The organism is Kitasatospora sp. NPDC097643, assembly GCF_040302625.1.
GTDB lineage: Bacteria > Actinomycetota > Actinomycetes > Streptomycetales > Streptomycetaceae > Kitasatospora.
Window position 1 is genome coordinate 1 of the sequence record NZ_JBEOSA010000100.1, and the last position, 23,178, is coordinate 23,178.

Consider the following 23,178-nt stretch of genomic DNA (forward strand, 5'->3'; position numbering starts at 1 on the left):
TGCAGATGTCGCAATCCACACCGAGCCAGAAGGCCCTCACTCATTTCAAGATCACGCCACCATGAGCTCTGTCACCAACCTCCGTGGTCAGAACAGCTAGGGCAGGTCTCGCCACGGCACTTCGGTGCGGACCCGGAACAGGATCCCGTTGACCACCCGACGGTGGTCGCACCACCGTCCGCCCCCAGCACCGGACTTCGGCAGATGCGGCTCAAGCCGCATCCACTCGTCGTTGGTCAAATCTCCCCGCCCCACGACCAGAACAGCGACCTTATCGTCGGACGGTCACAAGATCCGCCGGACGGACCCTAGGCCCAGGCGGGTGCCCAGGTCCCGGTGGTGGGGTGCTCGGCCTCGGCCTGTCGGGAGCGGAGGTGGTCGCGGAACGCGGCCAGCGCCGGGTGCAGGTTGTCGCGGCGCCACAGCAGCGAGTGCGGGTAGACGGGCGTCGGATCCCGGACGTCGATGCGGCGCAGGCCCTGGTCGGCGGGCCAGACCAGGCGGCTCTGCTCGCTGACGAAGGTCGCCAGCGACCGGGAGTCGGCGATGGTGTCCAGCAGGGGCTCGACGCCGAAGTCGGGTCCGGTGGTCTCGATGGTGAGACCGAACGCGGCGGTGAGGTCGTCGTAGTAGGCGGCCCACTCGGTGCCGGGAGCGGCGCCGGGGATCCAGATCCGGTGCCCGACGAGCTCGGCGAGCGTGACGGTGCGGGCGGCGGCGAGCTCGTGGGCCGGTCCGGTGAGCAGTTGGAGGGGCTCGTCGAAGACCCGGGCGGCCTCGACGTCCTCGGGGAGCCGCCAGCCGGGCATGGAGACGGCGCGGAACGACGCGTCGATCGTGCCGGACCGGATGGCGGCGACGGCTGCGTCGATGTCGAAGAGGGTCACGACGTCGAGTTCGACCTCGGGGTGCGTGCGGTGGAACTCGCGCAACAGGCCGGCCGGGCCACCGCGGCGGCCGAGCACGTCGACGCGCAGCGCGCGGCTGCCCGGCTGGACGGAGGCCATCGCCCGCTCCTCGGCCCGGAGGAGGGCGCGGGCGTGCGGCAGGAACGCCTGTCCGTCGATGGTGAGCTTCGCCCCGCGCGCCGTGCGGGTGAACAGCTGCACGCCGAGGATCCGCTCCAGTGCGGCGATGCGCTTGGAGACGGCCTGCTGGGTGATCGACAGGTCGTCGGCGGCGTCCTGGAAGCGGCCTGCGTCGGCGGCGGTCACGAAGGTGCGTACGGCGTCGAGATCCATGCCGGCCATCGTAGGACTACAACGATTGGTTGTGCGGTGGTGGCTGATCGGTTGTTTGATCCCGCTGTTCGGTCCTCGCTTTGATGTCGGCGGTCAGCTCGTGGTTGTTCTTCGATGAGGCGAGAGGTGTGTGGCGCGTGGCGGGTGGGCGAAGGCTGGGGAGGCGGTTCGGGTGGCTGTGGGCGGCGTACGCGGTCAGTTCGTACGGCTCGGGGCTCGGGTTCGGGGCGTTTCCGCTGATCGCGGTCCTGGTGCTGCACTGCGGGCCGACCGAGGTGGCGGTGCTGGCCGCCGCCGGGCGGGCGGTGGGGGCCCTGGTCGCGGTGCCGCTCGGCCCGTGGGTGGAGTTCCGGCGCAAACGTCCGGTCATGATGGCGATGGACCTGACCCGGTTCACGGCGTTGCTGAGCGTCCCCGCCGCGTTCGCGCTCGGCCGGCTCGGCTTCGCCCAACTCCTCGTCGTCTCCGTCGTCGTGGCGGCGGCCGACATCGCGTTCCGAGCGGCCAGTGGGGCGTACCTGAAGGCGCTCGTGCTGCCCGAGGACCTGCTCGTGGCGAACAGCCGGTTCGAGGCCACCACCTGGACCGCGACCATGGCCGGGCCACCACTCGGCGGGGCCGCCATCGGACTGTTCGGCCCGGTGGCCACCGTGCTCGCCGACGCGGTGAGCCACCTGCTCTCGGCCCTTGGCATCCGCGCCATCGGCGGCACCGAACCCCGGCCCGTACGCCCCGAACGCCTTGGTGTGACCGGGACCCGAGCAGGTGAGCTGCTCGAAGGCTGGCGCCACATCCTCGGCCACCCCGTGCTGCGCCCGCTGTTCTTCAACACGATCGCGGTCAACGGTCTGATCATGGCCACCGAACCGCTGCTGGCCGTCCTCCTGCTGGACCGGCTCGGGTTCGCGCCCTGGCAGTACGGCCTGGTGTTCGCGGTCCCGTGCCTCGGCGGCCTGATCGGCTCGCGCCTGGCCCGTCCACTCGCGGCGCGGTTCGGGCAGCAGCGGGTGCTGCTCGCCGCCGGGGTGCTGCGGGCGTGCTGGGGGATCGGACTGGTGTTCGTCCGGCCCGGCGTCCCCGGGATGCTCATCGTCATCGTCGTCGAACTCGGCCTGGTGACCTGCTGCGGCCTGTTCAACCCGATCCTGGCCACCTACCGGCTCGAACACGCCGCCCCCGACAAGCTCGCCCGCACCCTCACCGCCTGGTCGATCAGCAGCAGCGCCGCCATCGCGACCCTCACCGCCCTGTGGGGCCTACTGGCCGCCACCACCACCCCCCGCACCGCCATTGCCCTCGCCGGCCTCCTCCTCCTGACCACCCCCCTCCTGCTCCCCCGCCCCAAGCCATCCCCCCACCCCGCCCCCACCCCCACCTGACCCCCCCCACAGAAGGCCGCACCTTCCGACACACCGACTCCCTGCGCGCAATCCGAGCTGCCTGGGACGGGCCTTGCGCGGGAAGTCGGCCGGGCCGACTTCCCGCGCCCGCTGGTGCCCGCCCCTCGGGTACCGGCCCGGGGCGCGGAGCCCCTACGCGGGTGGGAGGTCGAGTGGGCCGTTCTCCTGTACGGGTGCCCGATCCGGGATGCCGAGGAGCGGGCGTTGCGCAGGAAGTCGGACGGGCCGACTTCCCGCGCCCGCTGGCGCGCACCCGTCGGGTGCTAACCCGGGACGCGGAGCCCCTACGTCACCGGTCCCGCCCCGGACGGGAGGCCGAGTGGGCCGACCTCCTGCCGGAGGGCGCGATCCGGGGTCTCTGGAGAGGGAGTGCGCAGGAAGTCGGACGGGTCGACTTCCTGCGCGCGGTGGCGGGTGTCGGTCGGGGGTGGAGATTGGCCGTCGTTCGGGGGATCGGAGTAGGAGGTCCGGCGGGTCGACTTCCTACGCGCGCTGATGCGTTCACTCGGGTACCGGCCGGGGCGCCGGAGCCCTGTGCCACCTAGGCGCGCGTGGGCAGGAGGTCGGGCCGGTTGGCTGTCTCCGCGCTGAGGTGTGGGTTCGATCCGGGGCGCCCGGACAGGGGTTTGCGCTGGAAGTCGGGTGGATCGACTTCTTGCGCATGCTGATGGGCGTCACTCGGGTGCGGGCCCGGAGTGCGGAGCCCCGGGCTGCCGAGGCGCCCGGGCAGGGGTCGGGTGGGCCCGGACTTCTTGTGCGCCGGGGTGTGTGGCGTGATCAGGGGTGTCTGGCCGGGAGGTTGCGCAGGAAGTCGGGCGGGCCGACTTCCTGCGCGCGCTGGTGTGCGTTGCTTGGGAGTCGGCCCGGGTGGCGGAGGTTGACCGTGGTTCGGGCGCACGGGAAGTCGGGTGGGGCGACTTTCTGTGCGGGGTGGGGGGTCAGGGGGTGGTGAGGTGGGTGGCCCAGTGGTGGAGGGCGGGGGTGAGGGGTGGGTGGGTGAGGCCGGTGGTGGTGGCGAGGTGGTCGGCGGAGGTGGTGTCGTACTGGTCCTCGGAGAGGAAGGTGAGGGTTTCGGGGTCGGCGCCGGTGAGGGTGCGGGGGAGGCGGCGGACGAGGGCGACGGGGATCAGGGCGCGGGGTGGGCGGACGCCGAGGTGGGTGGCGAGGAGGGTGATCAGGTCGGGGAGGAAGGGGGTGCTGGGGTCGAGGACGGTGTGGGCCTGGACGGGATCCCGGTCGTGTGCGGGGACGGCGGCGAGGAAGCGGGCCAGGTGGTCGACGGTGACGACGGGCAGGAAGGTGCGGCGGGTGCCGGGGAGCAGCGGGAGGCGGCCGCGGTGGAGTTGGCGGACCAGCTGGGCGAGGCCGAGGTACTGGTCGGCCTCGCCGGTGCGCGAGTGGCCGATCACGCTGCTGGGGTTGACGGTGGTGAGCGGGACGCCGAGGCGGGGTGCGGTGACGCGGACGGCGGCGTCGCCGAGCTGCTTGGACGCCTCGTAGGCACCGAGTCGTGCGTAGAGCGCTGCGGTGGTGCGGGGGTCGAGCGGGTACTGCGGGTGCGGGTCGCGGCCGACGCGGTAGCCGGAGAGGTGGACCAGGCGGCGCAGCCGGGGGCGGGTGGCGGACCAGTGGAGGGCGTGGAGGGCGCCGTCGACGTTGGTGGGTTCGGCCTGGGTGCGGGTGAGGCCGAACTGGTAGCGGGCGGCGAGGTTGTGGACGTCGCGGACCTCGGCGAGCCGGGTGTCGTCGGCGGGGGAGAGGCCGAGGCCGGGGCGGGTGAGGTCGGTGGTGACGGTGGTGAGGGCGGTGTCGTCGGCGCCGTGGTCGCGCAGCCAGCGGCGCAGGGCGGTGCTCCGGTTGCCGCCGTCCGGGCCTCGGCCGTCGCGGACGGCGGCGGCCACCGGTTCGCCGCGGCTGAGGAGTTCGAGGACCAGCCAGCGGCCGAGGAAGCCGGTCGCGCCGAGGACGAGGGTGCGGGGTGGCGGCGGGAGGGGCGGCATGCTGCGCTCCAGAATCTGTAGACCGGTCTGTATATTTTGTGGGCCTGAAAGAGGGCGCCGGGTTGGTGAGTGACCTGACCCGGCGCCCTGGGGTGGCGGTGCCTACGCCTTCGCCGCCTTGGCTGCCTTGGTCGGCTTCGCGCCGAGCAGGTGCAGGACGGCGTGTTCGGCGTGGTCGAGCGGTTCGCGGCTGCGGCGGACCGAGGCGAGCAGGACGGCGCCCTCCATCAGGGCGAGCGCCTGCCCGGCGGCCGTGGCGGCCTCGGCCGGCCGGAAGCCCTCGGCCTCCAGCTGGTCGGCGAGCACCCGCTGCCAGCTCTCGTAGATCTCGGCGCAGACGGCGCGCAGGGTCTCGTTGGTGCCCGCGACCTCCAGTGCGACGGTCGCGATCGGGCAGCCCTTGCGGTAGTCGGAGCTGATCAGCCGGTCGGCGAAGACCTCGGTCAGTCGCCGGGTGAGGGTGGCGCTGTCGGCGCCCTCGGCGGCGAGCGCCTTGAGCAATTCCTCGACCTCCTGGCCGGCCTGGACCAGTGCGGTGGCGACCAGTTGGTCCTTGCCCTCGGGGAAGTGGAAGTAGAGCGAGCCGCGGGGTGCACCGCTCTCGGCCACGATGTGGTTGACACCGGTGCCGAAGTAGCCCTGCGCCTCGATCAGTGCCCGGGTGCCGGCGATCAGCCGGGACCGGGTCTCCTCGCCCTTGACTCCCATGCGGAAAACAATAGACCGGTCTGTATATTTCTGTCGACTGTCGCGGCGGCTCGGCGGCCCGGCGGCCCGGCGGCCCGGCGGCCCCACCCTCAGGCTCAGGCCGTGTGGGCCTCCTCCAGCAGCGCCAGGTCCTCGGCCGAGAGCCGGAGGGCGCCGGCGGCGAGGTTGTCCTCCAGGTGGGCCGGGTCGCCGGTGCCCGGGATGGCCAGCACGTGCGGACCCCGGTGCAGCGTCCACGCCAGGCGGACCTGCGCGGTGCTCACCCCGTGCGTCTTCGCCACCGCGAGGACCTGGGCGGGCTCGGCGGCCTCGTCGGCGCCGGTCTCCCGGCCCGCCCCGGCGATCGCGTAGAAGGGGACGAAGGCGATGCCCTGGTCGGCGCAGAGCCGCAGGACGGCCTCCTGTTCGGCGGAGGCGCCGATGCCGTACGGGTTCTGCACGCAGACCACCGGCGCGACGGTCTGCGCCTCGGTGATCTGGTGCGGCTGGACGTTGGAGAGCCCGAGGTGGCGGATCAGGCCGGCCTGCTGCAACTCGGCCAGGGCGCCGAAGCGTTCGGCGACCGAGTCGGTGCCGAGGATACGCAGGTTCACCAGGTCGAGGTGGTCGCGGCCGAGTTGGCGCAGGTTCTCCTCGACCTGGCCGCGCAGCTGCTCAGGGGTCCGTGCGTGCTCCAGCCATTCGCCGTTCAGGCCGCGGGCGGGGCCGACCTTGGTGGCGATCACCAGGTCGTCGCCGTAGGGCGCGAGGGCGTGGTTGATCAGCTCGTTGGCGGAGCGCAGCGGGGAGAAGTAGAAGGCGGCGGTGTCGATGTGGTTGACGCCGAGTTCGACCGCGCGCCGCAGCACCCGGACGGCCTGCCCGCGATCGCGCGGCACGGCCTGCGGCACGAGCGCCCGGCCGGTCTGCGGCAGGCGCATCGTGCCGAAGCCGATCCGGTGGACGGTGCGGTCGCCGAGCGTCCAGGTGCCGGAGACGGACGCATGGACGGGGGCGGGGACCGGGGAGGAAGCGGAGGCGGTACCAAGGGTGTCGGAAGTCATGCCCGTCATGATCGTCACTGAACTACCCTGACCGCCAACGATTCGGACATGTGTGAATCCACCGGGGGGCGGAGTTGGCGGCCGAGCTGCTGTTCACGGCGGGCGATCTGGCGAGCATGCGCTTCGCCGTGTCGCCGATGTGGGAGGTGGGCCCGAGCCTGCGCCTGCTGCACTCCGGCGTCGCCCACCCCGTCCACCGCCCCTGGGTGGAGCAGGTGCGGCCCCGGCTGGCCTCGGCCGGGCCGGACCGGGGGTGGCTGACCGAGATCGTCCCGCCCGCCGGGTACGTGCCCGACTTCATCAACCCGGCCCCGGCCGGGCCCGCCGCCACGCTCGCGGAGGAGCTCGCCGCGATCCGGGCGACCCCACCCGAGCGGGTCCGGCACGACCTGGACCGGCTCCGGGCCGGGGCGGGCGGGCTCGGACCCCGGCTGAGCGCGCTGTACGCCGACCCCGAGGCCGGGTTGGTCCGGCTCGTCGAGGCGATCGAGGGGTACTGGGAGCTCGCCCTCGCCCCGTACTGGGCGCGGATCCGCGCGCTGCTCGACGCGGACGTCCTGTACCGCGCCCGCCGGGCCGCCGAGTACGGCGCGGCGCGGGTGCTCAACGAACTGCACACCGAGGTGCAGTGGAACGAGGACACCCTGCGGCTGAGCCGCCGGCGCAGCCCGCTGCCCCACCGGGCACCCGGCGTCGCGGGTCTGCTGCTGATTCCGTCCGCCTTCACCGGTCCGGCGCTGTTCACCCTCGTCGGCCCCGCCGATCCGCCCCAACTCACCTACCCGGCCCGCGGGATCGGCACCTTGTGGGAGCGCCGCCCCGCGACCGGGAGCACCGCGCTCGCCGCCGTCCTCGGGCGCTCCCGCACCCTGCTGCTGACCGAACTCGCCGCCCCGGCCTCCACCACCGAGCTCGCCCGCCGCACCGGGCTCTCGCCCTCGGCGGTCTCCCAGTACCTGACCGCCCTGCGGGACGCCGGCCTGGTCAGCGCCCACCGCGCCGGGCGCTCGGTGCTGTACGCCCGCACGGCCGCCGCCGAGGGGATCCTGGAGCCGTTGACCGGCGAGGGGTGAGCGGGGGAGAAGGGCCGGGTCGGGGCCGCCGGGCACACTCCGAACGCAGGATCGTCACGGCGGGTTTTCAGTATTGTAGGAGTGGGTTCGTCCGCTATGCGTACTGTGCTAGGCATGACCCGGAGTCACCACCCCCGTCGACGTCGGACCGGCCTGGTCGCGACACTGCTCGCCGTTGCCCTCGGGCTCGGCAGCGTCGCGCTCACCGGCCCGGCCGGCACTGCCACCGCGAGAGCCGCCACCGCCGGCACCCCCGCCGCCGCACGAGCCGCCGCCGCACGAACCGGCGCGGCGCCCAGCGCCCGGATCCGCCCGGCCGGCGCGCCGCTGACGGTCTTCGCCCACCGCGGCGGCTCCTCCGCCGCGCCGGAGAACACCCTGCTCTCGGACGAGGTGGCCCGCCGGGCCGGTGCCGAGTGGATCGAGAACGACGTCCAACCGAGCCGGGACGGCGTGCCCTACGTGCTGCACGACGAGACCGTGGACCGCACCACCAACGGCCGCGGCCGGATCCGCGACCTGACCTCCGCCCAGCTCGACGCGCTGGACGCCGGATCCTGGTTCGCCCCGGCCTACGCGGGCACCCGGCTGCCGACCCTGGCCGCCCAGCTGGACGACCTGCGCACCCGCGGCGGCAAGCTGCTGCTGGAGATCAAGGGTCCGCACAGCCGCGAGGAGGTCGCCCGGATCGTCCAGGAGGTGCGCGACCACGGCATGGCCGACCGCGTGGTCGTGCAGAGCTTCGAGGTCGACGCGCTGCGGTACACCCGCGAGCTGGCACCGGAGCTGCCGCTCGCGCTGCTCCGCTCGACGCTGGACCCCGACCCGGTGGCCACCGCCCGCGAGCTCGGCCTGACGGCCTACCACCCCTCCGACGGCGCACTCGCCGCCCGCCCCGAGGTGGTGGCGGACCTGCACGCCGCCGGGGTGGCCGTCAACGTCTGGACGGTCGACCAGCCGGCCCGCTGGAAGGCCCTGGATGCCGCCGGCGTGGACGGTGTCATCACCAACCGCCCGGCCGAGCTGGCCGGCTGGAACGCGGCCTGGCAGGAGGCGGGCAGCGGCAGGTAGGAAAGAGGGGAGCATCGCCCGGCAGGCGGGAGTTCGACGTGCCGGGGCGAGGCCGCCGAGGGTGAAGGGCCGCCGAGGGTGAAGGGCCGCCGCCAGTTCGCGGGCCTGCCGCGTCACGGGTGCACCAGGTCACATACTGGGCCGCGTGACGAGTACGGACGGTGGACGCGGCACGGATCGGCGTGACCTGTTCCGGGCGGGTGCGGCGGTGCTGCTGCTGGGTACGGCGGGTTGTGCGAGCAGTGCCAAGAAGCCTGCGGCCATGGCGAGTTCAAGTTCGCCACCAGCAGAGACCGGCACCCCCACCCCCACCCCCACCCCCACCCCGCTGCCGAACCCCCCGCTCTGGCAGCCCGGCCCGGGCGAGATCCAGCCCGACGTCAAGCGCCGCGCCGTCGAACTGGTCGCCGCGCTCGGCGCGTGGCCACCCGGCGGGCAGGGGGTGGCAGCGGCCCGGGCCCGGGTGGCGGCGCTGGGCCTGCCGCCCGCCCTGGCGGACCAGGCCGGGCCGCTGGCCCCGCCCGCGTCCGAGGCGAGCCTGGAGGTGATCGACGCCCAGTACGGCGGGATCCTCGCCGACTCGGCGAGCGTGCTGGTGGTCTGCCGGCAGTGGACCCGGCGGCCGGACGGCGGGGTCGCCGAGGGCGGCACCACGGTGGACGTCCGGCTGAGCCGGGCCGAGCCGCGCTGGACCGTCACCGACCTGCACCCGGGCGAGCCGGGCCCGGCGGCCGCCGCACCGTCCGCGCTGGTCGCCGAGGTGCTGGCCCAGCCGAGGATCGAGCTGCCGCCCGAGGCGGTGGCCGATCTGCGCAGCGGGTCGGTGCACGACAGCGTGCTGGGCGCGATGCTGCGACTGGCCGGCCCGTACACGCTCTCGGTGAGCGTGGTACGGACCGGCCATCCGTTGAACGTGTTCGGCACGACCCGGCCCAGCGACCATCCGCCGGGCCGGGCCTTCGACGTCTGGCGGATCGACGGCCGGCCGGTGGTGGACCCGGGGACGCCCCGGCAACTGGTGGAGTCCTTCATGCGGGACGCGGCCGCCGCCGGGTCGTACAACGTGGGCGGGCCGGTGGTGGTCGCGGGCGGCGTCGGCAATCAGTTCTTCACCGACGACACCCACCACGACCACGTCCACGTCGGGTTCACCGGCTAGAGCCCCCCGAACGTCAGTTGACGTTGACCCCGCTCCAGGCCGCCGCGACCGCCTTGTACTCGGTGCTGTTGAGGCCGTACAGGTCCTTGGCGGCGCTCAGCGAGGCGGTGCGGGCACCGGCGTAGTTGGTGGTGGACGTCATGTAGACGGTCAGCGCGCGGTACCAGATCTTGGCGACCTTCTGGTTGCCGATGCCGGTGACGGTGGAGCCGTTGCAGGTGGGGCTGTTGTACGTGAAGCCGTTGATGGTCTTGCTGCCGCTGCCCTCGCTGGCCAGGTAGAACCAGTGGTTGCCGACGCCCGAGGAGTTGTGCACGTCGAGCCGGCCGACCGTCTTGCTCCAGCAGTCCGCCGACTTGCCGTCCAGCGAGGGCTTGTCGAAGCGGCGCAGCCACGGCGGGGTGGACTGGTCGCTGAACAGGTAGTCGGGGGTGTCGACGGCGTTGTTGGCGTACCACTCCACCATGGTGCCGAAGATGTCGCTGGTGGACTCGTTGAGGCCGCCGGACTCGCCGCTGTAACGCAGGTTGGCGGTGGCGCTGGTGACGCCGTGGGTCATCTCGTGGCCCATGGTGTCGAGGTCGACCTGCTCGGGGTCGGTGGTGCCGTTGCCGTCGCCGGTCATCATGCAGAAGCAGGCGTCGGACCACTGGGCGTTGTCCCAGTTGGTGCCGACGTGGACGAAGACGGTGGCGCCCCGGCCGTCGTTCTTGATGCCGTTCCGGCCGAAGACGTTCTTGTAGTAGTCGTACGTCCAGGCGGTGTTGGCGTGGGCGTCGACGGCGGCGGTGGAGCGGTCGGTGGAGAACTTCTTCCCGTCGCCCCAGGTGTTGGTGGCGCTGGTGAACGGCGTGCCGGAGGTGGCCTTGACCGAGCTCGCGGAGAGGTTGTTGGCGTCCTTGGTGACGTGGCCGCGGATCGGGTCGGCGAGGGTGTAGCCGCCGCCGGACTGCTGGGTGGTGTCCAGCGGGACGTCGCCGGTGTACTCGGAGTGGCCGGTGCCGGTGGCCTCGTGCTCGGCGTCGTAGGCCTCGATCTGCTCGCCGGTGGTGGCGTCGGTGACGACGACCCGGCCGGCCGGCTGGCCGTGGTCGCCGGTGCCCTCGACGGTCGTCCGCCAGGCGAGGCGGGGGGTGCCGTCGGCGGCCCAGACGACCAGCTCGGGAGTGCTGGTGGCGTCGGTGACGCCGGGGGCGGCGGCGATCGCGTCGGCGGCGCCGGCCTGCGCGGGGACCTTCGGGGTGGTGGACCTCACGGCCGGGTCGTGGGCGGCGGCGCGGGAGTTGTCCTTGAGCCGGCCGCGGGCGTCCTGGTGGACGACCAGGTCGCCGCCGACCACGGGCAGGCCCTGGTAGGTGCGGTCGAAGCGGACGTGCTGGGTGCCGTCGGCGTCGATGACGACGTCCTTGACGACGAGGTCCTGGCCGCTGCCGAAGCCGAAGGTGCCGGCGTTGCGCACGACGTTGGCGCGGGCCTGGGCGATCGCCGCATCGCGCGTGGTGGGCGCGGCGGAGGCGGTGCCGGTGGGGATGGTGACGGCACCGAGGGCGGCGACGACCGCGATGGCTCCAGCCGTGAGGGGACGGCGGGAGGAGGAGGTGGGGCTCACTCTGACTCCAGTCGGGGTAGCTGCGGGATAAGAGCTGCGTCAGAGATTGACGGCGATCAGTCAGAGTCAGCTAGAGGGAAGGTCATATCTTTGCCAAGTTGTGTCCTGGTCAAATCAAAAATGATCAGAAATTAACATCGGGCATACGCGCCGGTCGTGACGAGCCCTTACCGGGCCCGACGCCCACCACTGTCCGGCCCCTACGCTCACCGCCGTCCGGGGCCCTACGCTCACCCCCATGGACGGATGGGTGGGGGCCTGGACCGGCGGGCGGGCGGCGGTCCACGTGGGCAACGTCGCGGACTTCAACGAGCAGTTCTTCGACGAGCGGATGGACCCGGCCCAGCGCGCCCGGCGACGGCGGGCCGCGCACGGCTACGCCTGCCTGGCCACCTGCTACAGCCCCGAACCCGCGCTGCTGGTGCTGCCCGCCGAGGTGGGCGGCGAGTGGACCGACTGGCTGGCCCGGGAGTTGGAGTGGGGCCCGGTCGAGGTGCACGGCGGCCTCGCACCGGACCGCACCGTGGCCCGGGCGCTGGCCGAACGGCCCGCCCTGGCCCAGCGGATCGCCGGGCTCGGCCGACCGGTGGTGCACTGGGGCCGCACCGCCGCCCAGGGCGAGGGGCCCGAACTCGCCGCCGTGCGCCGCTACGAGTCCAAGGCCGCCGCGCACGGGCTGTTCGCCGAACTCGCCGCCGACCACCCGGGCGTCGTCGTCCCCCGACAGGAAACCCGGGACGGCCGGGGCCGGGCCGCCCGCCGGCTCTCGGCCCGCGCCGCCCGCGGCCTGACCACCGTCCTCAAGAGCCCGCACGGCGTCGGCGGCTACGGCACCGTCGTGGTGACCCCGGCCGAGCTGTTCGGCGCGGGCGGTGGCCGGGCCCTGCTGCGCCAGCTGGTCCGCACCGAAGTCCTGCCGCCGCGGGGCCCGTTGCTGCTGGAGGAGCACATCGACCCGGGCCCGGACGCCCGGCTGCGCGACCTCACCCACGACGCGGTGATCGGCCCGGACGGCACCGTCCACCCGGTCGGCGCGGGGGAGATGCTGGTGGCCGGCACCCGCTACCAGGGCGTCACCGTCGGCCCGGGCGCCGTCCCGGCCGGCGCCGCCGGGACGGCCCGGCGGTTCGCCCTCGCGGTGGGGGAGCGGCTGGCCGCCGAGGGCTACCGGGGCTGGTACGACGTGGACTTCGTCACCGACCGGCAGCGCCGGCTCGCCCCCACCGAGATCAACCTGCGGCTCACCGGCCCGGCCGTCGCCTTCATGCTGCGCGCCCGGCTGGACCAGGTGCGCGGCCCCGGGCACGTGGTCCGCACCCTGGACGCGATGCCGCTCGGCGCCCGGCTGGCCCCCGAGGCGCTGTACGACCACCTGGAGCGGCTGCGCCCGCGCTGCGCCGGGCTCGGCGTCACCCTCCTCCCGCTGATCCCGACGGCGGGCTACGACCCCGAGCCCGCCGTCGGCCTCGCGCTCGCCGCGTCCGGCACCGGGGCGGCGCAGGACGCGGTGCAGGCACTGGACGCGGCACAGGCGCTGATCGCCGCGGCCAACCAGGGGCTGGCCGGGATGTTCGAGGCGCTGCGCTGAGCAGGCGTCACGTCTTCTGCTTCCCCGGGGCGCGCTGCGGCGAGATGACGAACAGCACCACCACCAGCGCGGCGATCATCACCGGCACGTTGAACGCGAACACCATCGCCGTCTCCCGCGCCCAGTCCTTGGGATCGGTGAGCCGGTACAGGTTGTCCTGCGGCCACCAGTTGACCAGCAGCCAGGCGATCGAGCAGTGGGTCAGGACGGTCAGCCGGTACGACCGGCCGACCCGCAGCAGCGCGTCGAAGCCGACGAAGAAGTACGTCAGGCCCGCGCCGAACGCGAGGTACTCGCAGAGGTAGAGGACCTGGAACCACCCGGCGTACGGGGAGGGCACCCCGGTGACGTCGGTCGAGCCGGGGAACCACACGTCGGTGAGGGCGAAGGCGATGAACGCGAAGAGCAGCGTGACGCCGACCGTCGCGCAGCCCACCGTGACCGGGCTGTCCCCGCTGCGCCCCCCGGCCTTGCCGCCGCCCTTGCCGCCCCCGGACTTGCCGGAGCGGACCGCGGCGTGCCCGGGCGGGGCCGGCAGCGGCAGCGCGGCGCGGTCCAGCTTCCCGGCCCGGGTGCGCGGGAGTTCGGGCAGCACCACGACGGCCGAGGGCGCGACCCAGCTCGGCAGCGCCGACGCCAGGTACTGGGAGAGCGACCAGCCGTCGGCGCCGTCCACGCTCGGGTCGGTCACCGCGTACCCGACCGGCCGCCGCTCCCCGGGCCGCACCTCCAGCTGCACCACGACCGCCTCCCGCACCGCCGGGTGGCCGCGCAGCACCCCCTCGGCGCGGGCCGCCGCCGCGACCGCGGCGACCACCGCGGCCTTGCGGGCGAAGGCGACCGGCCCGAGCACGTTCGCCGCCCGGCCGGTGAACTCCAGGACGCCGTCCTCCCGGAGCAGCCCGAGGTCCCCGGTCAGCAGCACCCGGCCGTCCGGGTCGAAGTCCGCGCGGACGAAGCGGTGCCGGGTGTCGTCGGGCCGGTTGAGGTAGCCGCGGCCGAGCCCGGAGCCGGCGACCGCGATCTCGCCGACCTCGCCGCGCGGGACCGGCCTGCCGTCCGGACCGAGCACGTACACCCGGGTGCCGGGGAACGGCCGACCGACCAGCGAGACCCGCTCGGCGCCCTCGGCGGCGGCGGTGCCCAGCGCGTCGAAGCAGGTGCTGTCGACGGTGGCCTCGGCGAGGCCGTACACGTTGAGCACCCTGGTCCGCTCGCCGAGCAGCCGTTGCAGGCCCAACTGCTCGTCCAGGTACCACTTCTCGGCGCCGACGGTGAGCAGCCGCACACCGGGCAGGCCGCCGCCGGTCTCCGCCAGGTGGGCGGTCAGCCGGCGCGCGGTGCGGACGTTCAGCTCCAGGACGGTGATCCGCTCGGCGGCCACCAGCTCGGGCAGGGCGGCGATGTCGGCGGTGCGGTCCAGGGTGAGGTTGCGCGGGGACACGACGAGCGTGGCGCCGGTGCCGAGGGCGCGCACCCAGTCCGCGGTGAAGACGTCGAACTCCAGGCTCGCGGTCTGGAGGATCCGGTCCTCGGCGGAGAGCCGGTACACCTCGCGCCAGCCCGCGTAGGCGGCCAGCAGGTTGCGGTGCTCGATCAGCGCGCCGACCGGCAGGCCGGTGGAGCCGGAGGTGTAGAAGACGCAGGCGAGGTCCGCCGGCCCGGTCACCACCTCCGCCGCTCCGTCGACCGGCCCGGCCGCCGTCTCGGGCACCACTTCCACGTCTCCGTCGACCGGCCCGGCCGCCGTCTCCGGCAGCGTGTCCAGGCAGACCACCGTGGCGCTCCCGGCGTCGGTGAGCCGCACCCGGTGGCCCTCCTCGGTCACCACCAGCTGCGGGGCGGCGTCCGCGAGGACGTGGCGCAGCAGCGCGTCCGGCGCGCTCGGCTCCAGCGGCACGAACGCGGCGCCCGCCTTCAGCACGGCCAGCAGCGCGACGTACACCTCCGCCCCCCGGCCGAGCGCCACCGCCGCCCGGCCGCCCGGGGACAGCCCCCGCGCCGCCAGCTGGCGGGCCAGCCGGGCGGCCCGTTCGTCCAGTTCCCGGTACGTCAGGTCGTGCCGCCCGCACCGGACGGCCACCGCCTCCGGCCGCTCCTGCGCGCGCTGCGCGACCAGGCCGTGCAGGGTGTCCGCCGTCCACTCCCCGTCCACCGTCATGTGGCTGCCCCTCTCCCCTGGGACCCACGATGATCCTCCCAACTGCCTTTGTACAACAGGGTTGTGACACGTCCACCCCTCGGACCGCCCGGCCGCCGAAGATCACCGCCGCTACGCTCGGCCCCATGAGCACGTTGGACCCCATTCACCCCGGCCCGCTGCTGCGCACCCGGGACGTCGACGTCGTCCGCGACGGCCGGTACCTGCTGCGCGGGATCGGCCTCACCATCGAGCCCGGCGAGCACTGGGCGCTGCTCGGCCCCAACGGCGCCGGAAAGTCCACCCTGCTCGCGCTGCTGGGCGCGGTCTCCCACCCCACCCGGGGCGAGGTGGAGGTGCTCGGCCGCCGGCTCGGCCGGGTCGACGTCCGCGAGCTGCGCGCCCACCTCGGGCACGTCAACCCGCGCCACCCGCTGCGCTCGCCGCTGACCGTGCGGGAGGTGGTGCTCACCGGGCACACCAACACCATCGAGCCGGAGTGGCACCGCAAGCCCGCCCCCGAGGTGGTCGAGCGGGCCGAGCGGCTGATCGACACGCTCGGCATGACCGCGATGGCCGACGCCCCGTGGACCACCCTCTCCCAGGGCGAGCGCGGTCGGGCCCTGATCGCCCGCGCGCTGATGCCCAGCCCCCGGTTGCTGCTGCTCGACGAGCCCGCCACCGGGCTGGACCTGACCGCCCGCGAGCTGCTGCTGGACAGCCTGGACCTGCTGCGCCACCAGCACCCCGAGCTGGCCAGCGTGCTGGTCACGCACCACCTGGAAGAGCTGCCGGAGAGCACCACGCACGCGCTGCTGCTGCGCGCGGGGGAGTGCGTGGCGGCCGGTCCGGTGGACGAGGTGATGACCACCGAACTGATCAGCGCGACCTTCGGCCACCCGATCCGGATCAGCCGGCACGAGGGCCGCTGGACGGCCCGCGCGGCCGCCCGCCGGACCCCCGGCGACTGATGGTCGGTGGGCTGACGGACCAGGGGCCGCAAGGGCCGCCCCCACCTGCGGGCTTCGCAGGTGGGGGCCGGTGTAGACGGTGAAATCAGATTTCCCTAAGGTATGCCTTAGCTAAGTGGGTGGGGGCGTCGGTAGCTCCGGTTCCGTCGCCCACGCTCAGCCCTGCCCTGCTGCACCCTGTCCTCTCCGTTGGAGCTCGTATGTCCGCCCGCCGCCGTACCACCGCAGCCGCGCTGCTCACCCTCGCCGTGGCGACCGCCACCCTGGCGGGGTGCGCGGACAAGAAGGACGACAAGGCGGGTGGCGCGGACGCGGTGAAGGTGAACGCCACCGACACGGCGTGCGAGGTCTCCAAGACCACCTTCCCGGCCGGTCACGTCGTCCTCGACATCAGCAACAAGGGCTCGAAGACCACCGAGGTCTACGTCTACGGTGAGGGCGACAAGATCATCACCGAGCGGGAGAACATCGGCCCCGGCACCAAGGCCACCGTCAACGCCGAGATCAAGGCCGGCTCGTACGAGATCGCCTGCAAGCCCGGCATGGTCGGCGACGGCATCCGCCAGAAGATCACCGTGACCGGCGAGGGCGGCGCCACCGCCAAGGCCGACCCGCGCCTGGCCACCGCCGTCGACGCCTACCGCAAGTACGCCCAGGAGCAGGCCGACGCCACCGTCCCGGCCGTCGAGGCCTTCGCCGCCGCGATCAACGCCGGCGACCTGGAGAAGGCCAAGTCCCTCTACGCGCCGTCGCGCACCGGCTGGGAGCGCACCGAGCCGGTCGCCGAGAGCTTCGGTGACGTCGACCCCAAGACCGACACCCGCGAGGACAAGGTCGAGGCCGGCCAGCAGTGGACCGGCTGGCACAAGCTGGAGAAGTCGCTCTGGGCGGACGCCAAGATCGGCGACGACGAGAAGAAGCTCGCCGACCAGCTGGTCACCGACCTCAAGGACTGGCAGAAGAAGATCCCGTCCGCCGAGATCACCGCGACCAGCATGGCCAACGGCGCCAAGGAGCTGCTGGACGAGGTCGCCACCAACAAGATCACCGGCGAGGAGGACCGCTACAGCCACACCGACCTGGCCGACTTCCAGGCCAACGTCGAGGGCGCGCAGAAGGCCTACGAGCTGCTGAAGCCGGTCGCCGCCGAGAAGGACGCCGACCTGGCCAAGACGCTCGACTCCGAGTTCGCCGCCATCAACACCCTGCTCGCCAAGTACAAGCAGGCCGACGGCACCTTCACCTCCTACGACAAGGTCACCGAGGCCGAGCGCAAGACCTTCTCCGACGCGGTCAACTCGCTGGGCGAGCCGCTGTCGAAGCTGGCCGCCGCCGTGGTCGCCAAGTAACCGCGGTCACACCCGAGCACCGTCCCCACCCCACCGAAGCCGTGGCGGTCCGCACCGGCCGCCACGGCATCCGTGAGTCAGCACAGAGAAGGAACGACCCGCCGATGGACGCCGAGAACGAGCAGCAGAACGGGACGCCGGCCGTCGCCGACGCCACCGCCACCACGGGGGCCACCGTCAGCCGACGGTCCGTGATCGGCTGGGCCGGCGCGGGCGTCGCGCTCGGCGCCGCCGCCGTCGGCTCGGTCGCCGCCGCCACCCGGCAGGACGACCCGGCCCCGGCGCCCGCCGCCCAGGCCGGCGCCGACGTGCCCTTCTACGGGGAGCACCAGTCCGGCATCGCCACCCCGGTCCAGGACCGGCTGCACTTCGCCGCCTTCGACGTGTCCGAGAAGGCCACCCGCGAGTCGCTGATCAAGATGCTCAAGGAGTGGACCAAGGCCGCGGCCGCGATGACCGGGGGCCGCGAGATCGGCACCGGCGCCGCCACCGGCCTGCCCGAGGCCCCGCCGGACGACACCGGCGAGGCCCTCGGCCTGCCCGCCTCCCGGCTGACCCTCACCATCGGCTTCGGGCCGAGCCTGTTCGAGAAGGACGGCGTCGACCGCTTCGGCCTCAAGGCCAAGCGCCCCGAGGCCCTGATCGACCTGCCGGCCTTCAAGGGCGACAAGCTCGACCCGCAGCGCAGCGGCGGCGACCTCTGCATCCAGGCCTGCGCCGACGACCCGCAGGTCGCCGTGCACGCGATCCGCAACCTGGCCCGGATCGGTATGGGCACCGTCAACATCCGCTGGTCGCAGCTCGGTTTCGGCAAGACCTCCTCGACCACCCCGGACGCGCAGACCCCGCGCAACCTGATGGGCTTCAAGGACGGCACCCACAACATCCCGGGCACCGACACCGGCAAGCTGGCCGACCACGTCTGGGCCGCCCCCGGCGACGGCCCCGAGTGGATGACCGGCGGCTCCTACCTGGTGGCCCGCCGGATCCGGATGCACATCGAGACCTGGGACCGCACCGCGCTCAAGGAGCAGGAGGACGTCTTCGGCCGCACCAAGGGCGAGGGCGCCCCGTACGGCAAGGAGAAGGAGCACGACGCTCCGGACCTCAAGGCCATGCCGGCCGACTCGCACGTCGCCCTGGCCCACCCGGACGCCAACAACGGCCTGATGATCCTGCGCCGCGGCTTCTCCTTCACCGACGGCACCGACGGCCTCGGCCGCCTCGACGCCGGTCTGTTCTTCCTCGCCTACCAGCGCGACACCCGCAAGGCCTTCGTGCCGCTCCAGCAGCGGCTCGCGGGCAGCGACAAGCTCAACGAGTACATCCAGCACGTCGGCTCCGCCCACTTCGCCTGCCCGGCGGGCGTCCGCAAGCCCGGGGAGTGGTGGGGCCAGGCCCTGTTCGGCTGAGGCTCCCACCGCACCCCCGTACCACCTCGAAACCCCCAGGAGGCCGCGTGTTCGGCAACTACCTGATCGGCCTGCGCGAAGGACTCGAAGCCAGCCTGGTCGTCTGCATTCTGATCGCCTACCTGGTCAAGACCGGCCGGCAGGACAAGCTGCCGCCGGTCTGGATCGGCGTGCTCTCGGCCGTGGTGCTGAGCATGGCCTTCGGCGCCGTGCTGCAGTTCGGCTCCTCCCAGCTGACCTTCGAGGCGCAGGAGGCGCTCGGCGGCTCGCTGTCGGTCATCTCGGTCGGGCTGGTCACCTGGATGGTCTTCTGGATGCGCCGCACCGCCCGGCACCTGAAGACCGAGCTGCACGGCAAGCTGGACGCCGCCCTCGCCATGGGCACCGTGGCGCTGGTGGTCACCTCCTTCCTGGCGGTCGGCCGCGAGGGCCTGGAGACCGCGCTGTTCATCTGGTCGGCGGTGCAGGCCACCGGCGACGGCTACAACCCGCTGATCGGCGCGGCGCTGGGCCTGGCCACCTCGGTGGTGCTCGGCTGGCTGTTCTACCGCGGCGCGCTGAAGATCAACCTGGCCAAGTTCTTCACCTGGACCGGCGCCATGCTGGTCGTCGTCGCGGCCGGCGTGCTCGCCTACGGCGTCCACGACCTCCAGGAGGCCGGCTGGCTCGGCGGCCTGCACGACGTGGCCTTCGACATCAGCAGCACCATCCCCAAGGACAGCTGGTACGGCACCCTGCTGAAGGGCGTGTTCAACTTCCAGCCGGACCCGACGGTGCTCCAGCTGGTGGTCTGGGCGCTCTACCTGGTGCCCACCCTGGCGGTCTTCTTCGGCCTGATCGGCGGCAGGGCGAAGCCCGTCGCCGGCAAGCCGGCGGCGCCGAAGCCGGACGCCGCCAAGCCGGCCGCCTGACACCACCGCTCACCGTTCACCGCCCCGCCCGGCACCCGCCGGGCGGGGCGGTGGCGTTTTCCCTCGTGGGTCCGCCCGGGCCGGGGCGCCGTGTCACGGGCCTGTGACAGTCCTCCGGCCGGCGAACCGGCCCGGGCCCGGCGCCCGTGCTGACGGATGGAAAGCCTCGCACCACCGCGCACCCCTGGGGGGACCATGACCATCCGCCGCTCGTCCCGGCTGCTCGCCGTCGGCACCGCCGCGCTCGCCGCCACCGTCCTGCTGACCGGCTGCAACGACGACGCGGGGAGCGCGGCCGCACCGGCGTCGACCGCGGCCGGCGGTACGACAACCGGGACGACCGGTGGGGCGGCCGGCGCGGGTGGCAAGGCCACCGGCCCGGCCGGGAGCGCGCCCGCCGGCGCCCGCTGCCACGCCGACGAGCTCAAGGCCGCCGTGCAGCTCCAGGGGCCCGGCTCGGCCATGGTGATCCTCACCAACAAGGGCTCCCGCAGCTGCACGGTCTACGGCTACCCGGGCTACGGCGGCCTGCTCGCCGACAACAGCCCGGTCGAGGTGGCCGTCAAGCGCGAGCCGTACCCGGGCCAGCCGGTGCTGTCGACCCTCAAGCCCGGCACGTCCGCGTTCGCCGGGCTCAAGTGGGCCGTCTGCGAGAAGTCCGACCCGAAGTGCAAGGTGCTGGCGGGCGTCCGGCTCACCCCGCCGGACGAGACCACCGCGCTGACCGCCGAGGTGCTCGGCCTCGACGGCAAGCCGGTCGCGCAACTCCCGGTCTCCGCCGCCGGCTTCACCACCGGCACGCTGCAACCCTCCAACCAGGGCGTGGTGTTCACCACCTCGTGACGCACCGGAGCCCCGGACGGTCGGGTGACCGTCCGGGGCTCCACCGGTGGCGTCCGCAGGCTACGCGCTCTTGATCGCGTCCAGGATGTCCGTCCGCGCGGCCCGGCGGGCCGGCCAGAGGGCGGCCAGCAGGCCGATCAGGGCGGCGGCGACCAGGAAGCCGAGGATCTGCAGCGGCGGCACCACGGTGGTGATGTTCTTGAACGAGTCCGCCATCGTGCGGGTGCCCGCCCAGGCGACCAGGATCCCCAGGCCGACGCCGACGATCCCGCCGAACAGGGCGATCAGCAGCGACTCCAGCCGGACCATCCGGCCGATCCCGGTCCGGTCCAGGCCGATCGCCCGCAGCATGCCGATCTCCCGGCGGCGCTCGAACACCGACATCGCCATGGTGTTCACCACACCGAGCACGGCGATCACCACGGACATCCCGAGCAGCCCGTACATGATGTTCAGCACGGCGGTGACCATCTGGCGGTTCTCCGCCTTGATGTCCTTCTCGCCCTTGACCGCGATCAGCGGGTTGCCGCCGGTCGCGTCCCGCAGCGCCTGCTTGAGCTTGGCGTCGGCGCCGTTCACGCCCTTCACCAGGATCTTGTCCACCCCGGTGCCCGGCAGCGCGTGCCGGCCGACCACGGCCTCGGGGGCGACGATGCCGGACAGCTCGGAGTCGGACGCCAGCACGCCGCCGACCGTGAGCGACCCCTGGGTGCCGTCCGGGTAGGTGACGGGGAAACTGTCGCCGACCTGGTAACCGGTGCGCTTCGAGGCCCCCGAACTGATCAGCAGCTTGCCCTCCTTGAGGGCGTCCGGGGAGCCCTGCTGGACCTTGACGGCGGCCAGCTGGCCGATGCCGTCGGCGTCGACCGCGATCAGCCACTCGCCGTCGCCGCCCTTGCGGGTCTCGACCGGCACGATGCGCAGCGCGGTCATCCCGGCGACGCCGGGCGCCTTGGCGATCTGGGTGGCGACCTCGGGGGAGAGCATCGAGTAGTTCTGCATGGTGACCGTGAAGTCGGCCTTGAGGTCGCTCGTGGTGGCCTCGTCCACGGCCTTGTTCACCGAGGCGCCGACCACGGTCAGCGCGGTGATCAGGGTGACGCCGATGGTCAGCGCCGAGGCGGTGGCGGCGGTGCGCCGCGGGTTGCGGATCGCGTTCTCCTTGGCCAGCTTGCCCGGCGTGCCGTACAGCCGGTGCAGCAGCGGGGCGAGCAGGGCGATCAGCGGCCGGGACAGCAGCGGGGTGAGCACGAACACGCCGATCAGCAGGGCGGCCGCGCCGAGGCCGACCAGCTTGACCTCCTTGCCACCCACCCCGGCGGCCAGGCCGGCCGCGCCGGCCAGCGAGAACAGCGCGCCGATGGTGTTGCGCACCACCAGGCTCTTCTGGGTGGCGGGCTGCTCGACCGAGCTCATCGCCGCCACCGGGGCGATCCGGGCGGCCCGGCGGGCCGGCAGCCAGGCGGAGAGCGTCGTCACCGCCACGCCGACGACGAGCGAGGCGAGCACCGTGGACGGGGCGACGACCAGCGGGCCCTCCGGCAGGTTGGCCTCCCACGGGCCGTTCATCAGCGCGCGCAGCCCGACGGCGATCCCGATGCCCGTGACCAGGCCGGCCACCGAGGCGGTCAGACCGACCAGCACCGCCTCGACCAGCACCGAGCGGGAGACCTGCTTGCGACTGGCCCCGACGGCCCGCAGCAGGGCGAGTTCCTTGGTGCGCTGGGCGACCAGCATGGTGAAGGTGTTGGCGATGATGAAGATCCCGACGAACAGCGCGATGCCGGCGAAGACCAGCAGAGCGGTGCTCAGGCCCTTGGTGCCCCGCTCGATCATCCGGTCCTGCTCGTCGGCGAGTTCACGGCCGGTCCTGGCCTCGATCGCGTCGCCCCGCGGGACGGCCTGCTTGACGGCGGCCAGCAGCGCGGCGTCGTCAGCGCCCGGCTTGCCCTTGACGTCGATCTCGGAGAAGCGGCCGGGGGTGAGGTAGAGCTGCTGGGCGGTGGCGGTGTCGAACGCGGCGAGCGAGCCGCCGGAGACCACCCGGGGATCGTTGGTGTGCAGGGTGCCGGTGAGCTTGAGCTCCATCACCGGGCCGTTGACGGCGATCCGCACGGTGTCGCCGACCTTGAAGCCGCCCTTCTCGGCGGTCCTGGTGTCCAGCGCGATCTCGCCGGAGGTGCGCGGGCCGCGCCCGTCGACCAGCGGGTAGCGCGGGTCGGTGCCGTCGGCGCCGGGCACGTAGTTGGTGCCGGTGGTGGAGAAGCCGTCGCCGATCAGCGCGCCCTTCTTGTCGGCGATGCCGGCGAAGCCGCTGACCACGCCACGGGCGTCGGCGGCGCCGGGCAGGGCCGCGACGGCCTTGCGGGTCTCCTCGGTGAGGGCCGCTTCGGTGGCGGCCCGCCCGCCGTGGTCGTAGCCCCGGCCGACGGCGCCCCGGTCGCTGATCGTGACGGCGATGTCGGTGTAGCTCTTGGCGCTCTGGGACCTCAGCGCGTTGCCGAGGGTGTCGGTGAAGACGAGGGTGCCGGCGACGAAGGCGGTGCCGAGGAGGACGGCGAGCGTCGTCATCAGCAGTCGGCCCTTGTGGGCCAGCACGTTGCGCAGTGCGGTGCGATACATGGGGTGTCCTGGGGAAGGTCGTCGAGCGGGCTGGCGGG

At 73.4% G+C, this 23,178-nt stretch carries 17 protein-coding genes and 1 pseudogene; 10 read left to right on the plus strand and 8 right to left on the minus strand.

The window, feature by feature from the left end; all coding sequences use genetic code 11:
• Positions 1–99: 99 nt before the first annotated feature.
• Positions 100–255: pseudogene (locus ABTY15_RS37260) on the minus strand (transposase); the annotation flags it as partial.
• A gap of 53 nt (positions 256–308) precedes the next feature.
• Positions 309–1,241, minus strand: coding sequence for a LysR family transcriptional regulator (locus ABTY15_RS37265; RefSeq protein ID WP_350606012.1), 933 nt, complete (start codon positions 1,239–1,241; stop codon positions 309–311).
• 137 nt (positions 1,242–1,378) lie between these two features.
• Between ABTY15_RS37265 and ABTY15_RS37270 the strand changes: the two genes are divergently transcribed.
• On the plus strand, positions 1,379–2,620 hold the full coding sequence (locus tag ABTY15_RS37270; protein WP_350606016.1) for an MFS transporter: 1,242 nt from the start codon (positions 1,379–1,381) through the stop codon (positions 2,618–2,620).
• Positions 2,621–3,579: 959 nt separating this feature from the next.
• Here the strand turns inward: ABTY15_RS37270 and ABTY15_RS37275 are convergent.
• The 3 genes from ABTY15_RS37275 to ABTY15_RS37285 all read right to left on the minus strand — a co-directional run bounded on the left by ABTY15_RS37275 (position 3,580) and on the right by ABTY15_RS37285 (position 6,392).
• The gene (locus ABTY15_RS37275) at positions 3,580–4,641 is read right to left on the minus strand and encodes an SDR family oxidoreductase (protein ID WP_350606019.1); all 1,062 of its coding nucleotides are present in this window, start codon (positions 4,639–4,641) and stop codon (positions 3,580–3,582) included.
• A 102-nt stretch (positions 4,642–4,743) separates the two neighbouring features.
• Positions 4,744–5,349, minus strand: a complete 606-nt coding sequence (locus tag ABTY15_RS37280) for a TetR/AcrR family transcriptional regulator (protein WP_350606022.1) — start codon at positions 5,347–5,349, stop codon at positions 4,744–4,746.
• Between the two features lie 95 nt (positions 5,350–5,444).
• Entirely contained in the window at positions 5,445–6,392 is a 948-nt protein-coding gene (locus ABTY15_RS37285; protein ID WP_350606025.1) for an aldo/keto reductase, read from the minus strand.
• Positions 6,393–6,466: 74 nt separating this feature from the next.
• Between ABTY15_RS37285 and ABTY15_RS37290 the strand changes: the two genes are divergently transcribed.
• From ABTY15_RS37290 to ABTY15_RS37300, 3 genes are all read left to right on the plus strand, one after another.
• Positions 6,467–7,465 carry an ArsR/SmtB family transcription factor gene (locus tag ABTY15_RS37290; RefSeq protein ID WP_350606029.1) on the plus strand — a complete coding sequence of 333 codons (999 nt, stop codon included), beginning with the start codon at positions 6,467–6,469 and terminating at the stop codon, positions 7,463–7,465.
• 114 nt (positions 7,466–7,579) lie between these two features.
• The gene (locus tag ABTY15_RS37295; RefSeq protein ID WP_350606031.1) at positions 7,580–8,536 is read left to right on the plus strand and encodes a glycerophosphodiester phosphodiesterase; all 957 of its coding nucleotides are present in this window, start codon (positions 7,580–7,582) and stop codon (positions 8,534–8,536) included.
• Positions 8,537–8,681: 145 nt separating this feature from the next.
• On the plus strand, positions 8,682–9,695 hold the full coding sequence (locus ABTY15_RS37300) for a hypothetical protein (protein WP_350606034.1): 1,014 nt from the start codon (positions 8,682–8,684) through the stop codon (positions 9,693–9,695).
• Positions 9,696–9,708: 13 nt separating this feature from the next.
• Here ABTY15_RS37300 and ABTY15_RS37305 read toward each other — a convergent pair whose 3' ends face one another.
• Complete coding sequence (locus ABTY15_RS37305) at positions 9,709–11,304, minus strand: M4 family metallopeptidase (RefSeq protein WP_350606037.1); 1,596 nt, start codon at positions 11,302–11,304, stop codon at positions 9,709–9,711.
• A gap of 238 nt (positions 11,305–11,542) precedes the next feature.
• On the opposite strand from ABTY15_RS37305, the gene ABTY15_RS37310 reads away from it, so the two are divergent.
• Positions 11,543–12,892 carry a hypothetical protein gene (locus ABTY15_RS37310; RefSeq protein ID WP_350606040.1) on the plus strand — a complete coding sequence of 450 codons (1,350 nt, stop codon included), beginning with the start codon at positions 11,543–11,545 and terminating at the stop codon, positions 12,890–12,892.
• Between the two features lie 7 nt (positions 12,893–12,899).
• Here the strand turns inward: ABTY15_RS37310 and ABTY15_RS37315 are convergent, their stop codons facing one another.
• Positions 12,900–15,053, minus strand: a complete 2,154-nt coding sequence (locus ABTY15_RS37315) for an amino acid adenylation domain-containing protein (RefSeq protein WP_350606044.1) — start codon at positions 15,051–15,053, stop codon at positions 12,900–12,902.
• 125 nt (positions 15,054–15,178) lie between these two features.
• Here ABTY15_RS37315 and ABTY15_RS37320 point away from each other — a divergent pair, with 125 nt between their 5' ends.
• The 5 genes from ABTY15_RS37320 (at position 15,179) to ABTY15_RS37340 (ending at position 20,518) form a co-directional block, all read left to right on the plus strand.
• Complete coding sequence (locus ABTY15_RS37320; RefSeq protein WP_350606048.1) at positions 15,179–16,003, plus strand: ABC transporter ATP-binding protein; 825 nt, start codon at positions 15,179–15,181, stop codon at positions 16,001–16,003.
• Positions 16,004–16,203: 200 nt separating this feature from the next.
• The gene (gene efeO / locus ABTY15_RS37325) at positions 16,204–17,352 is read left to right on the plus strand and encodes an iron uptake system protein EfeO (RefSeq protein ID WP_350606051.1); all 1,149 of its coding nucleotides are present in this window, start codon (positions 16,204–16,206) and stop codon (positions 17,350–17,352) included.
• Between the two features lie 104 nt (positions 17,353–17,456).
• Positions 17,457–18,764, plus strand: a complete 1,308-nt coding sequence (efeB, locus tag ABTY15_RS37330) for an iron uptake transporter deferrochelatase/peroxidase subunit (RefSeq protein WP_350606057.1) — start codon at positions 17,457–17,459, stop codon at positions 18,762–18,764.
• Between the two features lie 47 nt (positions 18,765–18,811).
• Positions 18,812–19,675, plus strand: a complete 864-nt coding sequence (gene efeU, locus ABTY15_RS37335) for an iron uptake transporter permease EfeU (protein WP_350606059.1) — start codon at positions 18,812–18,814, stop codon at positions 19,673–19,675.
• 195 nt (positions 19,676–19,870) lie between these two features.
• Positions 19,871–20,518: a DUF4232 domain-containing protein gene (locus tag ABTY15_RS37340; protein ID WP_350606062.1), complete on the plus strand. Its 648-nt coding sequence runs from the start codon at positions 19,871–19,873 to the stop codon at positions 20,516–20,518.
• A gap of 60 nt (positions 20,519–20,578) precedes the next feature.
• On the opposite strand, the gene ABTY15_RS37345 is transcribed toward ABTY15_RS37340, so the two are convergent.
• The gene (locus ABTY15_RS37345) at positions 20,579–23,140 is read right to left on the minus strand and encodes an ABC transporter permease (RefSeq protein WP_350606064.1); all 2,562 of its coding nucleotides are present in this window, start codon (positions 23,138–23,140) and stop codon (positions 20,579–20,581) included.
• Between the last annotated feature and the right edge of the window lie 38 nt (positions 23,141–23,178).